Annotated in this window: 19 protein-coding genes; 11 read left to right on the top strand and 8 right to left on the bottom strand. The window is 68.1% G+C overall.

Annotated features, from left to right (window positions below; all coding sequences use genetic code 11):
• Window positions 1–23: 23 nt before the first annotated feature.
• Genes AB0H52_RS22550 through AB0H52_RS22540 form a run of 3 tightly spaced genes read right to left on the bottom strand, consistent with a single transcriptional unit; the run spans window position 24 to window position 3,555 of the window.
• Window positions 24–1,361 (bottom strand): NAD(P)/FAD-dependent oxidoreductase, encoded by a 1,338-nt coding sequence (locus AB0H52_RS22550; RefSeq protein WP_357949750.1) that lies wholly within the window; start codon window positions 1,359–1,361, stop codon window positions 24–26.
• Window positions 1,358–2,638: a kynureninase gene (gene kynU / locus AB0H52_RS22545; RefSeq protein ID WP_357949747.1), complete on the bottom strand. Its 1,281-nt coding sequence runs from the start codon at window positions 2,636–2,638 to the stop codon at window positions 1,358–1,360. Before kynU ends, AB0H52_RS22550 begins: the two co-directional genes overlap by 4 nt.
• Before the next feature lie 14 nt (window positions 2,639–2,652).
• A complete protein-coding gene (locus tag AB0H52_RS22540) occupies window positions 2,653–3,555 on the bottom strand; it encodes a tryptophan 2,3-dioxygenase family protein (RefSeq protein ID WP_151491797.1) in 903 nt (300 codons plus the stop codon).
• Between the two features lie 147 nt (window positions 3,556–3,702).
• Between AB0H52_RS22540 and AB0H52_RS22535 the strand changes: the two genes are divergently transcribed.
• The 5 genes from AB0H52_RS22535 (at window position 3,703) to AB0H52_RS22515 (ending at window position 6,208) form a co-directional block, all read left to right on the top strand.
• On the top strand, window positions 3,703–4,164 hold the full coding sequence (locus tag AB0H52_RS22535; protein ID WP_357949744.1) for an Lrp/AsnC family transcriptional regulator: 462 nt from the start codon (window positions 3,703–3,705) through the stop codon (window positions 4,162–4,164).
• 142 nt (window positions 4,165–4,306) lie between these two features.
• Entirely contained in the window at window positions 4,307–4,780 is a 474-nt protein-coding gene (locus AB0H52_RS22530; protein WP_357949798.1) for a hypothetical protein, read from the top strand.
• A gap of 75 nt (window positions 4,781–4,855) precedes the next feature.
• Window positions 4,856–5,629, top strand: a complete 774-nt coding sequence (locus tag AB0H52_RS22525) for a class F sortase (protein ID WP_357949795.1) — start codon at window positions 4,856–4,858, stop codon at window positions 5,627–5,629.
• Between the two features lie 49 nt (window positions 5,630–5,678).
• Window positions 5,679–5,954, top strand: a complete 276-nt coding sequence (locus AB0H52_RS22520) for a type II toxin-antitoxin system prevent-host-death family antitoxin (RefSeq protein WP_151492006.1) — start codon at window positions 5,679–5,681, stop codon at window positions 5,952–5,954.
• Window positions 5,951–6,208: a Txe/YoeB family addiction module toxin gene (locus AB0H52_RS22515; protein WP_151492007.1), complete on the top strand. Its 258-nt coding sequence runs from the start codon at window positions 5,951–5,953 to the stop codon at window positions 6,206–6,208. Before AB0H52_RS22520 ends, AB0H52_RS22515 begins: the two co-directional genes overlap by 4 nt.
• A gap of 11 nt (window positions 6,209–6,219) precedes the next feature.
• Here the strand turns inward: AB0H52_RS22515 and AB0H52_RS22510 are convergent, their stop codons facing one another.
• Both AB0H52_RS22510 and AB0H52_RS22505 read right to left on the bottom strand, forming a co-directional pair.
• Window positions 6,220–6,756, bottom strand: a complete 537-nt coding sequence (locus AB0H52_RS22510) for an HNH endonuclease (protein WP_074313833.1) — start codon at window positions 6,754–6,756, stop codon at window positions 6,220–6,222.
• Window positions 6,757–7,051: 295 nt separating this feature from the next.
• Complete coding sequence (locus tag AB0H52_RS22505) at window positions 7,052–7,309, bottom strand: GntR family transcriptional regulator (RefSeq protein WP_357949740.1); 258 nt, start codon at window positions 7,307–7,309, stop codon at window positions 7,052–7,054.
• Between the two features lie 198 nt (window positions 7,310–7,507).
• On the opposite strand from AB0H52_RS22505, the gene AB0H52_RS22500 reads away from it, so the two are divergent.
• Window positions 7,508–7,783, top strand: coding sequence for a hypothetical protein (locus tag AB0H52_RS22500; protein ID WP_357949737.1), 276 nt, complete (start codon window positions 7,508–7,510; stop codon window positions 7,781–7,783).
• A gap of 319 nt (window positions 7,784–8,102) precedes the next feature.
• Here the strand turns inward: AB0H52_RS22500 and AB0H52_RS22495 are convergent, their stop codons facing one another.
• The 3 genes from AB0H52_RS22495 to AB0H52_RS22485 form a co-directional block, all read right to left on the bottom strand.
• Window positions 8,103–8,588 carry a hypothetical protein gene (locus tag AB0H52_RS22495; RefSeq protein WP_357949734.1) on the bottom strand — a complete coding sequence of 162 codons (486 nt, stop codon included), beginning with the start codon at window positions 8,586–8,588 and terminating at the stop codon, window positions 8,103–8,105.
• A gap of 720 nt (window positions 8,589–9,308) precedes the next feature.
• Window positions 9,309–9,914 (bottom strand): hypothetical protein, encoded by a 606-nt coding sequence (locus AB0H52_RS22490; RefSeq protein WP_357949731.1) that lies wholly within the window; start codon window positions 9,912–9,914, stop codon window positions 9,309–9,311.
• Between the two features lie 763 nt (window positions 9,915–10,677).
• A complete protein-coding gene (locus tag AB0H52_RS22485) occupies window positions 10,678–11,439 on the bottom strand; it encodes a GntR family transcriptional regulator (protein ID WP_357949728.1) in 762 nt (253 codons plus the stop codon).
• 136 nt (window positions 11,440–11,575) lie between these two features.
• Here AB0H52_RS22485 and AB0H52_RS22480 point away from each other — a divergent pair, with 136 nt between their 5' ends.
• The 5 genes from AB0H52_RS22480 (at window position 11,576) to AB0H52_RS22460 (ending at window position 14,315) form a co-directional block, all read left to right on the top strand.
• Entirely contained in the window at window positions 11,576–11,917 is a 342-nt protein-coding gene (locus tag AB0H52_RS22480; protein WP_151488742.1) for a hypothetical protein, read from the top strand.
• Window positions 11,918–12,114: 197 nt separating this feature from the next.
• Window positions 12,115–12,237, top strand: a complete 123-nt coding sequence (locus tag AB0H52_RS22475; protein WP_255473648.1) for a hypothetical protein — start codon at window positions 12,115–12,117, stop codon at window positions 12,235–12,237.
• Between the two features lie 99 nt (window positions 12,238–12,336).
• The gene (locus tag AB0H52_RS22470; protein WP_151488743.1) at window positions 12,337–12,612 is read left to right on the top strand and encodes a hypothetical protein; all 276 of its coding nucleotides are present in this window, start codon (window positions 12,337–12,339) and stop codon (window positions 12,610–12,612) included.
• Window positions 12,612–12,848, top strand: coding sequence for a hypothetical protein (locus AB0H52_RS22465; protein ID WP_151488744.1), 237 nt, complete (start codon window positions 12,612–12,614; stop codon window positions 12,846–12,848). Before AB0H52_RS22470 ends, AB0H52_RS22465 begins: the two co-directional genes overlap by 1 nt.
• Before the next feature lie 378 nt (window positions 12,849–13,226).
• The gene (locus AB0H52_RS22460; protein ID WP_357949792.1) at window positions 13,227–14,315 is read left to right on the top strand and encodes an FtsK/SpoIIIE domain-containing protein; all 1,089 of its coding nucleotides are present in this window, start codon (window positions 13,227–13,229) and stop codon (window positions 14,313–14,315) included.
• Window positions 14,316–14,318: the final 3 nt, after the last annotated feature.

The raw sequence follows: 14,318 nt of genomic DNA, 5'->3' as shown, positions 1-14,318 counted from the left end.
CAGTGCGGAGTCCCAGAGTGTCGTCACGCGCGCCTCCCTCGGCTGAGCGCCGCCGCGACCGCGCCGGCCAGCAGCAGCGCCGCTCCGCCAACGACCGCGCCGAGCACGCGGTGCTGCCGACGGACGCGGCGGCGCACCTCGGCGTACGGGGTGGTGGAGAAGGACACCAGCTCGTACTGGGAAACGTACCGGCCGGGCAGTGCCCGTTCCAGTGCGTGCTCGACCTCGCGGCGCAGCTGGAAGACCGGGGAGGCGACCTTGTCCCGCATCTCCACGAAGTTCGTCAGCGCCATCTGGGCGATGGCCTCGGCGTTCTCCTGCCGGCGTCGCTGGAACAACGGCAGCGCCGCCGCCCAGTCGTCGGCGCACTCGTCGAGGCAGCGGTCCAGTTCCACCACGTCCTCGAAGGCGCAGTTGGCGCCCTGGCCGTAGAACGGCACGATGGCGTGGGCCGCGTCGCCGAGCAGGCCGACGGTGCCGTTGACCTGCCAGGGGGTGCTGCGGACGGTGCCGAGCACACCCACCGGGTTGTGCTGGTAGTCGTCGACCAGGGTCGGCGCCAACGGCACCACGTCCGGGTAGTGCTGCGCGAAGTGCGCGACGATCGCGGCCGGGTCGTCGAGCGAGGCGAAGCTGCCGGCACCCTCGTTGGGCCAGAACAGCGTGCAGGTGAAGGAGCGGTCCGGGTTCGGCAGCGCGATCATCATCGAGGTGCCGCGCGGCCAGATGTGCAGCGCGTCCGGATCGAGCGCGAAGTCCCCGCCCAGCGGCGGAATCGTCAGCTCCTTGTAGCCGTAGTCGAGGAAGTCCACACTCTCGCTCAGCAGCCCGTACGCCAGCAGTTGTCCACGGACCGCGGACCCGGCGCCGTCGGCGCCCAGCACCACCGACGCCTTCGCGGCGACCGTGCCCTGCGGGGTGTCGAAGCTCAGGGCGCCGTCGGTCGGGTCGAGCCCGACCAGCCGGTGGTCGAAGACGATCCGGACCCCGGGCAGTGCCGCGGCGGCGTCCAGCAGCGCGTTGTTCAGCGCGCCCCGGCTGATCGAGTTGATCGCCCGGTCACCGGCCGCGCTGTACGACTGGAACTGCGGCTCCCCCTCCACCGGGTGGATCATCCGGCCGCGCATCGGCAGCGCGTCGGTCATCACCTGTTCGGCCAGGGCGATCCGACGCAACGCGTCCAGCCCACGCTCGGACAGCGCCAGGTTGATCGACCGGCCGCGCTCGGCCGTGCCGTTGCGCGGGTCGGGCCGTCGCTCGTAGAGGGCCACCGGGTAGCCGCGCCGGGCCAGGAAGCAGGCGGCCAGGCAGCCGGCCAGGCCGGCGCCGATGATCGCGATCTCGTCGCGTCGCGCCGTCACGGGTTCACCTGCCCCACGGTCGCCGCCAGGGCGGCGGCGGCCCGCCAGCAGTCGAGGTACGTGGAGTAGAGCGGCACCGGGGCGAACCGGACGACGTCCGGCTCGCGGGCGTCGGCGATGACGCCGTGTTCGTACCGCAGGCGTTTGGTCAGCTCGGCGGCGCTGCCGGCGCCGATGCGGACCGAGAGCTGGCAGCCCCGCCGGGCCGGGTCGCGCGGGGTGACCACGCGCAGCGGCCGGTCGGCGGTGACCTCGTCGAGCAGCGACTCCAGCCAGCCGGTGAGCCGCTGGCTGCGTGCCCGCAGCGCGGGCATCCCGACCGCGTCGAACAGCTCCAGCGAGGTACGCACCGGACCCATCGCGAAGATCGGCGGGTTGGAGATCTGCCAGGCCTCCACCGTGGCCGGTGGCCGGGACACCGGCGTCATCTCGAACCGGGTCGCCGCCGCGGTGCTCCACCAGCCCTCGAAGCGGGGCAGGTCCGCGTCGCCGAGGTGCCGCTCGTGCACGAACACACCGGCGAGGGCACCCGGCCCGGAGTTCAGGTACTTGTAGGAGCACCAGGCCGCGAAGTCGACGTCCCAGTCGTGCAGCGCGAGGGGCACGTTGCCCACCGCGTGCGCGAGATCCCAGCCGACGACCGCGCCGGCCGCGCGGCCGGCTGCCGTGATCGCGGGGATGTCCAGCAACTCACCGGTCAGGTAGTTGACCCCGCCGAGCAGCACCAACGCCACCCGGTCACCCTCGGCGGCCAGGCAGTCGGTGACGTCCTCGGTGCGCAGGGCGTCCTCGCCGGGGCGCGGGCGCAGCCGGATGACCGTGTCGTCCGGGTCCAGGCCGTGGAACCGGGCCTGGCTGCGCACCGCGTAACTGTCCGAGGGGAACGCGGCGTCCTCGATGACGATGCGGGTGCGGGCACCCGCCGGGCGGTAGAAACTCACCATCAGCAGGTGCAGGTTGACCGTGAGCGAGTTCATCACCACGGTCTCCGCGGGCCGGGCGCCGACCAGTCGGGCGGCCGGCGCCGTCAACAGCTCGTGGTACGGCAGCCAGGGGCGTTGCGCCTCCAGGTGCCCCTCGACGCCGAGCCGCCCCCACGCGTCCAGGTCGGCGAGGAGTTCGTCGCGGGTGGCCCGGGGTTGCAGGCCGAGCGAGTTGCCGGCCAGGTACGCCGACTCGGGGTGGTCGCCGCCGTCGGCCGGCGGCACGAGGAACAGGTGCCGGTGGCCCGGGTCGGCCTCGTCGAGGCGGTGCGCCTCTCGTTCTGGGGTGTGCATGTCTCGCTCTCCGGTCACATCGCGGTACGGGCCGACCACAGCTCCGGGAAGACGACCCGGGACATGCTGCGCTGCAACCACGCCAGCCCGGCGGAGCCGCCGCTGCCGACCTTGGCGCCCATTGTTCGCTGCACCGCCTTGACGTGGTTCCACCGCCAGTCGCCGAACTCCTCGGCGACGCCGCTGAGCGCCTCGCCGAGCAGCCGCAGGTGGTTGTCGGGGCCGGCGTCGGCGTAGACGCGTACCCAGGCCGCCTCGACGGACGGGTGCGGGTCGTGCTCCACGGCCACGTCCCGGGCGAGCAGGTCGGCGGGGAGGTCGAAGCCACGCCGCGCGAGCAGCGCGACCACGTCGTCCCACAGGCTGGGGGCGGCCAGCTCGGCGCTCAGCGCGGCGTGCACCTCGGTCTGCCGGCGGAACGGCCGGATCAGCGCCGGGTCGCGCAGCCCGAGCCGGAATTCCAGGTGCCGGTACATGGCCGACTGGAAGCCGGAGCCCTCGCCGAGCAGGTTGCGGAACCGGTTGAAATCGGCCGGGGTCATCCAGCGCAGGCCCTGCCAGGCGGCGTTGAGCCCCTCCAGGTGCAGGGCCGCGCGGCGCAGCGGGGCGAGCGCGTCCCACACCTGGTCGGCGCGGAGCAGCCGCTGGGTCTCGCGCAACTCGTGGCAGGTCAGCCCGAAGTACAACTCCATGATCTGACTGACCATGAGGAACGACATCTCGCCCGGGTCGGTACTGAGCGGCTGCTGCAACTGGTGCAGGGTGCTGGCCTGCACGTACGCGTCGTACGGCACGCGCTCGGCGAACTCCAGCGTCGGTTCACCGCCGTTGCGGGCGGCGCGGGCGGCCCGCTGCCGCGGGGTCACCGGTCGCACCGTGGCGGGGCGGTTCGGCACCCGCCGCTCCGTCTGATCCACCATTGGACTCCCTCCCCCGGACTGGCCGACGTCATGATCCCGCGGTCGGATCGGCCTACGGAATGCCGGATCAACGGCTCTTCTCGGCTGTGGCTCGCAAACCGAAGGCAGCTAGGCGAGTCGGGTTCACGAAAGTAAGGTCTGAGCGTGGATGACATGGACTGGGCGCTGCTGCGCGAGTTGCAGGCCGACGCGCGGCTCTCCTTCAGTGAGCTGTCCCGGCGCGTGCACCTGTCCCCACCAGCGGTCGCGGAGCGGGTCCGCCGGCTCGAGGAAGCCGGTGTGATCACCGGCTACCACGCCCACGTCGATCTGACCCGGGCCGGCCGCACCGTGGTCGCGTTGATCCGGATGTCCTGCTACGGGGCGCGCTGCATCCTGCACGACCCGGCGGTGGCCGGCTGGCCGGAGATCCTGGAGATCCACCGCATCACCGGGGACGCGTGCAGCATGCTGAAGGTGGCCGCCGGCTCGATCGGCGAGTTCGAGGGCGTCATCGACCGACTCGCCCCGTACGGCCAGCCGTCGAGCACGATGGTCCTGTCGTCCCCGCTGGACTGGCAGCCGATCACCCCGGTCCCACCCGGCGACACCCTCCGCCACCGCTGACCCACCCCGACCCGTGGTTTGCCCCTGCGTCAGGGGGAAAGCAGCGCGTGCCCAGGGGAGGGTTCCGGCGGTCGTCGCCGGTTGGGGGGAAATCATGCAGGGAATCCGCACGATCAACCGCGCGCTCTCGTCCGCACTGACACTGGTCGGGCTGGTCGCGGCGTTCGTCCTGATGACGGTCTCGCCGGCCCGTGCCGGCGAGAACACGTTCGTCGAGGTGACCCCGAACAGCGTCCCGGCCGGCAGCCGGGTCACGATCCGCGCGAGCTGCGACAACAACAACGATCGGCAGGCCAACGTGCACTCCGACGCGTTCGGGCACGTGGCGCTCAGACCGGACAACGGCTTCCTCAAGGGGGAGGTCACCGTTCCGGGCACCAAGGAACCCGGTGACTACGCGGTCGACCTGCGCTGCCAGAACGGCCAGACGGCGTCGACGACGCTGAACGTGCTGAACATGGCCTCGCCCAGCAAGGGACCGGCGACCGGGGGCGGCGGGACCGCCGGGGGCCGGGGCACCGGCTCCCTGCTGGTGCTCGGCGGCGTGGCCCTGGTGGCGACCGCGGTCGCGCTCGGCATGGCGGGCGGACGGCGCCGGACCGGAGCCGGCTCCTGAGCCGGACCAACCATGACCCGCAGATCCGCGCGTGCGCGGCCGGATCGCCGCGCCCGCTTCCGCGCCGGGCCGGCACTGCGCGCCTCCGGCCGGCTGGTGGCCCGCGCCTCCGGTCGGTTGCGCGTGGTCGCCGGCCAGGCCGCGTCGGCCGGTGTCGCCACCACCGATCCGGCCACCCGTCCGCTGCCGTCGAGCGGGACGGCCGGATCGCTGACCCGCCGCCGCTTCGGCACCGGGCCGGGAGTGCCCGTGCTGGCCATCGCCGCACTGATGGTGCTGATCGTGGCGATGCTCGGCGTCGAGCAGGTGACCGGGGTCAGCCTCCTGCCCGACCGGCTCAGCGCCGGCCTGCGGCCGCCGCCGAAGAAGTTCCCGGTGCTGCCGGCCAGCCGCCCGACGAGCCTGGCCATCGGTGAGATCGACCTTCAGGCACCGGTGCATGACGTGGGCATCGCCGCGGACGGCACCATCGCCGTGCCGGACGCCACCCGCGCCCAGGAGGCCGGCTGGTACGACCAGGGCCCCACACCCGGCCAGTACGGCCCGGCGGTGATCGTCGGCCACGTCGACACCACCAGCGGTCCGGCGGTCTTCCACCAGCTCCGCGAGTTGCGCAACGGCGACCAGATCGAGGTGACCCGCACCGACCACAGCGTGGCGGTCTTCGAGGTGGACTCGGTGGAACGATTCGACAAGGGTCGGCTGCCGGTCGACGAGGTGTACGGCGACTTCAGCCGCCCGAGCCTGCGACTGATCACCTGCGGAGGTCGCTGGGTCGGCGGCGAGACCGGCTACTCGGACAATGTCGTGGTCTTCGCGTCCCTGGTGAAGGCCCGTGCGGGTCGTTGAGTCGCGCCGGTCGCGAGGTACAGTTTTCTGTACCTATTCGGAGGTGGTCATGCGGACCGTGAACTTCACCCAGCTACGGCAGAACCTGGCCGCCGAGCTCGACAGCGTCATCAACGACGCCGAGGAAGTGGTGGTGACCCGTTCCGGCCACGAGCCCGTGGTGATCGTGCCGCTTGCGGAGTACGAGTCGATGAAGGAGACCGAATACCTCCTGCGCAGTCCGAGCAACGCCGCCGCGCTGCGTCGATCGATAGCGGAACTGGAGGCGGGCGACGCGGCCGAGCGGGATCTCATCGACCCGGCCACCGTACGAGACGTCGCATGAGGCTGGTCTTCACCGCCACGGCGTGGAGCCAGCACCTCAGCCACACGGACCGAAAGCTGGTCAAGCGCATCAACGATCTCATCGCCGACGTGATCCGCAACGGGTACGAGGGCATCGGAAAGCCGGAGCATCTTCGGGGCGAGCTGTCCGGTTTCTGGTCCCGCCGGATCGATCGCGAACACCGGCTCGTGTATCGGATCACCAAGGAAGACGTCGAGATCGTGGCCTGCCGGTACCACTACGGCGACCGATAGCGGCCGGAGCGTCAGGCGGCGGCTTCGGGCTCCCGCAGGTCGAGCCAGTCGGCCCAGCGGGGATCGGGCGCGCGGTGCCCGAGGACCCGCCAGGCCGTGCCCTTCGGCGCGGCCGGCAGCGCGTGCAGCCGCCAGCCCAGCTCGGCCGGCGTCTTGTCGCCCTTGGTGTGGTTGCAGCGGGCGCACGCGGCGACCACGTTCTCCCAGGCGTGCCGGCCACCCCGGCTGCGGGGGAACACGTGGTCGATGGTCTCGGCCGGGCCCCGGCAGTAGGCGCACCGCCAGCCGTCCCGAGCGAAGATCGCCCGCCGGGACAGCCCGACGTGCGTGCGGTACGGCACGCGCACGAAGCGGGTCAGCCGCACCACCGACGGCACCGGGAGCGCGTCCCGGGCACTGTGCAGGATGCCGTCGCCGTCGGCGACACAGACCGCCTTCGCGGACAGGACGAGGATCGCGGCTCGGCGCACCGACACGACACACAGCGGCTCGTAGGTGGCGTTGAGGACCAACGCGCCGGAGCCCACCGTGGGTCGTATGTCAGGCATCGCGCTCACCCTCCCGGTTCAGCGGCTGCTGCGTACCGCCGTCGACCGGGGCCGGGCATGACGACCCACACGGTCGACGCCGGGCCGATCACCGACGTCCGTTGCGCCAATAGTCCCTGATCGGACCCCGGATTGCACGCACTAATGTTGCTTCTGGTAAGGGGATCACTCCTATTGGGGCACATCGCCGCCCCGACCTGGGCGGGTGCTTCCGATGCTTGACAGTGTCTGACAGCCCTTGCCGGTGTCAGTTGTGCCGAATCTGTGCCTGATGATCATGCACGGGAATCGAAGATCATTGACCGCCGGGCTTGACGAACGTGCCTCGTTGCGGGACTACGAACAGCACACCCTGATCAACCAGGACGCCGATCGCGCGTCGCACGGTTGCGCGAGCGACGCCGTACTCCTGCACGAGGTGCGCCTCGGACGGGATCGCCCGGTTAGGTTGCCAGTCTCCGCGCTGGACCCGGGCCGCGAGGATGCCGGCCAGTTGGCGATAGGGCGGCAGCGGTGCGCCGTGATCGATGTGCGTGTCCGGGTCGAACTCCATGCGTCCGACGCTAGAAGTCTCCGGACTTGCGACTTCGACCTTCTACGTAGCTAGACGTACGCAGACCACGATTGGTACGGTGCGACTACCCGCTGTGCTGGTCGTAGAGGATCCGAACTCGCCCTGGTGCGGCGGTACCCCTGCCCGGCTGGGCTCCTTCGACTCGGCCGGGCAGGGGCAACCTTCGAGCAGGAAGGGATGCCCGTGCCTGTCGAGTCGCACGTCCATACGTGGGCCAGGCCGCAGCCCCGCTCGCCCAAGCCTGGCGATGAGCTGTGGATTGACCGCGAAGCTTCGGTGCAGTTCGTGGGGCAGCGGTTCATGTTCCGGGTGATCTCGGTGTGCCCGAAGCCGACCTATCGGGGCTGGGCGTGGCTGACGGGCTACCAGCTTGACGACCGGGGCAACGCCGTCGACAAGCGAGAGATCTTCGTTCAGCTAGCCGGCCTGCACCCCGCCGGGCGAACGACGTAGCGCCCCTGTACTGGCTTTGCCATCCCGTCACCGTCGTCCCACACATCGTGGAGCGGGTCTGCCCTCCTGGACCAAGGTGGAGCACTCCACGACTGAACGACCTTGGTCCAGGAAGGCGGATCTGCTCGGCTCTGCCTGGGACGACGGTGACGGGATGGCCCCCTCAACCACTCCCTCACCGCGACTCCTGGTCACCCTTCACCATCCCGGAGCCCGAGGCCCCCGCCGGAGGCACGCTCTGACGTCGAAGGGCCGGATTCCCTGGTCAGGGGCCGGCCCTTCAGTCTGCGTCGGGTCAATACTCGGATAACTCCGCGGCTCATCGGCAGGCGTCGGCGCGAACGTGGCCACCACACCACGGGTACGGGTCGACGCTCCAGACCCGCCACCCTCCACCGTCACGGCGCGTCTCGAACTGCCACGGACGCGGGGTGCCGGTCATCGCCAGGCCGTCATCGCCCCACCACACCGCTTGAACGGGAGTTACCACCTGGGCGCGGTCGTCGCCCCGGCCCTCAACGTCGAACACGCCCGCGCTGACCTTCGACGGCTGCGGGTCGGTCCGAGTGATGTCGCGCCGGAGATCGCGCCACTCATCGAGCAGCTCGTCTCGCTGCTGCGGTGCCAGCACCGCCCGTAGCCCGAGTTCCCCCCCGGATGACAGGGCCAGCATGAAGACGTTCGCGGCGGCATCTGGTGCTATCTGCCCCCTGTCGGCTTCCGCTGTCTTCACGGCGAACCAGCTCACACCAGCAACAGCCGGACCGCCCACACACAGAGCTAGCCCGATCGCCAGATAGATCACCCAACGACACGGCCGACGGCGTCGCGGTTCCTTCCCCAAGATCACCCGGCGCACGATAGCCCAGCCGCCGAATGACGACCACGACGGCGCTGCGGCATCCCTGCCAGAGTGAGCGGTCACCACGAGTCGGCAACCGGGTGACCACGCATCTCGGTCTTGAAAGCTGAGCCACAGACGCAGCCGGAAACCCGCCCAGCAGCCCGGCAGGGCCTGATCAAGTTCCGTGAGTGCAGGGACGCAGGCCAGCGATCCGGCCACTGCCCAGCGGACCCAGTATCACCAGCAACACCGCAGGGACAGGAGAGGATGCAACGGCAGACACGAGCCACCTAACGATCATCGAGGCTTAGACACCACAATGAACACGAAGCTCGTGCCTGCCCTGCTATACACCCTGTCCCGCTTACCACCCGGCCAGCGACCATCGAGACAACGACACGCCGGATGGGTCGATTCGTACCCTACATCTCGACTGCTTTGAGTCCCTGGCCTGGTGACACGGCCACCCGTGTTGACCTGCGGAAACGCAACCGCCTAGTGACACGCCCTGCCGCCCATATGAGACCGTGTCCACGCAGGTCAGGGGCCGCTTTCGTGTCGTAGGACCGGTCAGTTGCTGCGGAACGCAGGCGATGGCTCCACGCCTGACTCCACCGCCGCCGGACTCGCCGCCTTCGTCCGTGTCGCCCCAATCAACCGCTATGCGCTGCCGAGATTACCTCAGTGACCCTGTCCGTATCCGCGCCCGGCTCCCTGCCCCCGCCCGTGTCCTTGATATTGATATTGATTAGCCGCCGATGAGCTAGCCGCGCTTTGAAGATGAGAGGCATTCAGGCTCGCCGAGAGGGCTGCTTGGGAAATCAGATAATTCCTATGCGCATCCCGATATCTTGGCAAGAGCTGCGCGTTCATGTCAGGAGTGCGAAGCAGTGCGCCAAAAGCGTCTGGCTGCGTGCCCGCAATGTGACGAACCCTTTGACTTCTGCCTTGAACGAATTGGCCTTCGGTCAGGCCAGGAGATCTCTCGCGCTCTGCGAAAAATTGTGAAACTAGCTTCGCGCGAGCGGTTGCATTGAGGCGCCAGGCAAAGATATCCACAGTCCGCGGTGGTACACCATACACGTCGCCAGCGCTAACGGCCTCCATCATTCCCAGAAGGTCATTCTCGTCAGAAAAGCCATAGCTTTCCGCCCACCTTTCCATGGCTTGCGGACTCATGAGTGGCTCGGCCTCGAGCCTCATGGCAAAATCATTCGCATTGGCGACATATCTACCAAGAACTAGATATCTGGGGTTGACTGGCATCTGTTGTTCCTTGGGTGGCATCTTTCGCTCCTTGCCGCGATTAACGATATCTGCGGGCACGCTTACGTGCCGTCCCATCCGTATAACGCAACTCGGGGGGGCAACGGTTCATGCAAGACACCACAAGGATCACGAAGCTCACGCCTGCCCTGATACACCACAGGGCTACTGCATAGTCGCCTGAGCGCCCACTGACCTGCGTAAACTCGCGGTCAACGTCCGGTGCAGGTGGTCGGCTCGGCTGGGCACCGAAGCAGAAGTGGTGCGACCGAAGGCCCGCAGCTCCGCAGGCCAATGGACCGGGACCGCCACGACGGGGGCCGCGCTGGAGCTGACCTGCGCAAACGGACTACGCAATAGCCCTGCTATACACCCCACCCGGACACTACCCGACCAGCCGCACGACCCCGGAACGCGCAACCGCCCTGGCAGCTCGGAGCCCGACGCACCCGTCGTATCCACTGCCGCGCGCATCCGGTCGAGGCCAGCGCCAGAACTGCCGTGCTCCTGGCGGCCATCGCCGCCGGCCCGCCTTGCCGCGTAGCCATGCCTACAGCCCTCCACCACCGCGCCGTGTGCGCCGGGGCGTGACCGGCCGCTAGGCCGCACGCGCGCCCCGGCGCGACACGGCGGCGGGCCGAAGGCCCGCCCTTGACCAAGTAAAGAAAGTCTGAACACACACCATGCTTCGGCCATAGGCATCGGCTGCGACGACGTAAAGATGCCCACCGGCAGGGCTGTCCGGTGGGCATCGGCAGAAACAGACAATTCGACCGTTCCGCATCTAGTCGTTCTCTGGAATAGGTCCCTCGTAGGTATCGAAGGTGATAACGGTGTTGCGAGCAGGCCGAACGTTAATCACCGCCTCCAAAGCTTCACCCTGTGCGCCGTACGTGCCGTGGGCGTGTTCAAAGACAACGGCCTGAGCACCCACGTCGAATACTGCTTGCTCTGTGACGTCGGCAAGGCGCGCGCGAATCTCATTGGCCGTCCGTGTCACCACGAATCCTGCCGACTCGATGAGCGGCACTACTCGGATGTTCTCATCCTGCTCTAGAGATGGGGCCGCCGCGACCACCTCGGCAGGGAAGTACATCGTGGTCTCCTCCGCCGGCATGAAGTCGACGTACGTGCGGCTCTGACGCTGGAAAACGCGTGTTCCGACAGCAACTTTCAAGAGCCGGGCGACCTGGATCGACGCCTCCACCCACTCTCGGAGCACGGTTTCTTTACGGATACTGCCCGTCACATCGCCCCCGAAGACCAGACCCTGTGCGGCACGCGCCCGCGCGTAGCGGCCCGTCATCGGCCACTGCGTGCTCGTCCGTAGGTCCCGGGGCGCGGGGACAGCTCGCATCCCGGGACGCGCGATCAGGATGCCCTCGGCGACAAGCTGCTGAACAGCCCTCCCTGCCGTCTTCAGGTTCACATCGAACCGTTCGGCAAGCGCGGAGTTGCTAGGCAGCTCCTTCTCGTCGTACAGGCCCTTCAGCAGTTCATCTCTCAATGTCTCGGCAATCGAGACGTACTCCGGTTTTTTCGCCATGCACTGAGAGTAACCCACGTAGGGGGTCAACCGAAATCCCCCGACCACCGGGTGGACAGGTACCAGGTGGTCAGGTACATTGGTCTCGTGCCGAACGGAACGATGCGGCAAGCAGGCTGACGAAGGAGACAAAGAGATGCGAAACATTCCGGTGAACCTGGCTGGCTTCAAGTTGCGGGTGGTGGAGGAGCCGTCGATCAAGGTGGATCAGGACGGGAAGGTGAAGATGGCGTACGGCACGACTGATCCGCTGTACGTGGTGGGGGTGTTCGCCAAGCCGCTTGCTACCGAGGACGGCTACCGGGGCAAGGGTGATGAGTTCAAGGTGACGTTGGCGGCTGATCCGGGGCAGATCGATGAGGGTGCGGTGGTGGAGCTGATCGGCCCGACGGTGTCGCACTGGGAGAACGAGGGCCGTTCGGGGCTGTCGTGGAAGGCGCAGGGCCTCAAGCCGGTCACCAAGCCGGCTGCCAAGTAGAGCTTTTCGCCCCGCCCCTTTCCTGGTGGGTGACCCGTTCGAGTCGGGTCGGGGCACTTCTTGTCAAGGCAATACGGCCCTGACTGGGTCGCATCCTGGACGAGCTTGCTATTTGAGAATTCCACAGTGGCTAGATTCTTGCCTAAAATCGTTCATTAAACAATTCTTTGAATAGATTTTTCGGGAGGGAGGTTTTGATGTCTGATTTCGAGTTGATCCTTATCGGCCTGTTGTTGGTGTCGGTGTTGGTGAATGTTGGTTTGATTCGTCGTGAGACGCGGCGTTGGCGTCGGGTGTGGCGTCTGTCCGGTCGGGAGTAGTCGCCTGGTCGGTGGTTTCTATCCGCCCTTGGAGCACGTTTTCGGGGGCGGGTGGTGCCCACCGAATGTGTGGGGTTCCCGATCGGAAAGGGGCGGCGTGTGGATGTGGTGCCGGAGATCGTGAAGTCGTGGACGGGCCGGTCTCGCTATGAGGCGCTGGTCGGCAACGCGCAGGGTTTGGCGTTGCTGCTGGATGGGGTGAGCAGCCTGATCAAGGCGTGTGAGCCGCCTGCGGGGGCGGTGTACCAGTTCGCGGCTCGGGTTGAGGATTTGGAGGATGCGCACAAGCAGACCGTTGACGTTCTGCGGGCGTTCATGACGCGGGTGAAGACGTACGAGGCGGATTTGATCGCGAAGCCGTGGAAGGTGAATTGATGTCCTACCGGGTCAGTGACACCTATGACGGTATTGATCAGGCGATGCGGTTGCTTCGCGGGTCGATGAAGGGAATGCCTGAGCGGTACCGGTACATGAAGCATTACGACGATCTGCGTCGGGCGGTGGCGGTGCTGCTGATCCTCCTGGAGGAAGCGGCTCCGTGGATGGAGGAGACGGACAAGGCGAAGCAGGCCACTACGCGGGCGAGGAAGTTGTTTGCGGCGGTGCGCTGACCGGTAGTTGTTCGACGGAAAAGGCCCGGATCGGTTGTCTGGTCTGGGCCTTTTCCGTGTCCAGGTTCGATATGAGTTTCTGAATTTTTGAGGCGGTGTGTGGTAGTGGGGAAGCAGCGTAATCAGGGGTGGGAATGGCGGGTCGCGGGTTGGGCCGCACGGCATCCGGGTTTCGTGGCCGCTCCGGCGGCGGTGACCGCTGGCGTCGCGCACTTCGGGCCGACCACGACTGGTGGTGTGGCGGCGGGTGTGCTCGCGGCGGGTGTGGGCTGGTACCGGGGCCACCCGGACTCGTGGGCGAGGGTGGCGGCACCGAGGTTGCGGGCGTGGCGGCGGCGGTGGCTGTCGCGGGTGTACGTGGGTCCGGCGTGGGGGCGGGTGACCGAGGCGTGCGGCCTGGTCACGGTGCACCGGGTCACCGGCGTGATCAGCACTCCGCGCATCATTCGCATCCGGTCGCACTCGCCGTCCACGGAGACGGTGTACGTGCGGCTGCTGCTGGGCCAGACCCCGAAGCTGTGGGAAGAGGCGGCAGAGGCCCTGGCGGTGGCGCTCAAGGCAGAGCGGGTCGGTATCGAGAAGGTCCGTCCGCAGGTGATCGCGTTGATCGTGCAGCGCTCGGAGCCGTTCGGGCAGGTGATCGTTCCGCCGGACCTGCCGGGAGACGCGGACGCGGCGAGCCTCGGGCGGGTGTATCTGGGTGAGACGGAGTACGGCAACGACTGGCACGCGCCGCTGATCGGTCAGCACTGGCTGATCTCCGGGGCCACGGGTTCGGGTAAGAACTCGGTGACGTGGATGGCGTTGCGGGCCTGCGCGCCGCTGATCCGTGACGGCCTGGTCCGGCTGCACGTGGTCAACCCCAAAGGCACCGAGCTCAACGCCCTGCGGTCGGTGTCGTACCGGTACGCCGAAGCCGACGCCGACATCGTGGACGTGGTGTCCGGGTTCTGGACGGTGATGCAGGACCGCAAGCGCGTGCTGGCCGAGCAGGGACGGCGCACGTTCGAGATGTCCCGCGAAACACCCCTGGACCTGCTGATCATTGACGAACTGGGCGCGGTTACCGGGTACGGCGACCGGTCACTCACCAAGGGCGTCCAGGCGGTGTTCCCGCTGATCCTGTCCCAGGCTCGCGCCCTGGGCGGCAGCGTCATCGGCGCGCTTCAGGAACCCACCAAAGACGTGATCCCGCAACGGGACTTGTTCTCCCTGCGGGTGTGCCTGCGGGCCACCTCGGCCGGGCACGTCGACATGGTCCTCGGTGAGGACATGCGCCGCCGGGGCGCTCTGGCCGACGAGATCCCCAACGAGGCCGCGTCGGCCGGTATCGGGTTCGTCGTGAAGCAGCGCTCTCGGACCCCGATGCGGGTGCGGGCGGCGTACTGCGACGACGCCGACATCGCCGAGCTCGTGCGGGTCGCCGGCTGGCCCCACACCGAACTGAGCACCACGGCGGCGGGGTGAATC

The organism is Micromonospora sp. NPDC050695 (genome assembly GCF_040654415.1).
Lineage (GTDB): Bacteria > Actinomycetota > Actinomycetes > Mycobacteriales > Micromonosporaceae > Micromonospora.
Note: the sequence above shows the minus strand (reverse complement) of the source record. Positions and strands in the feature narration are given on the sequence as shown.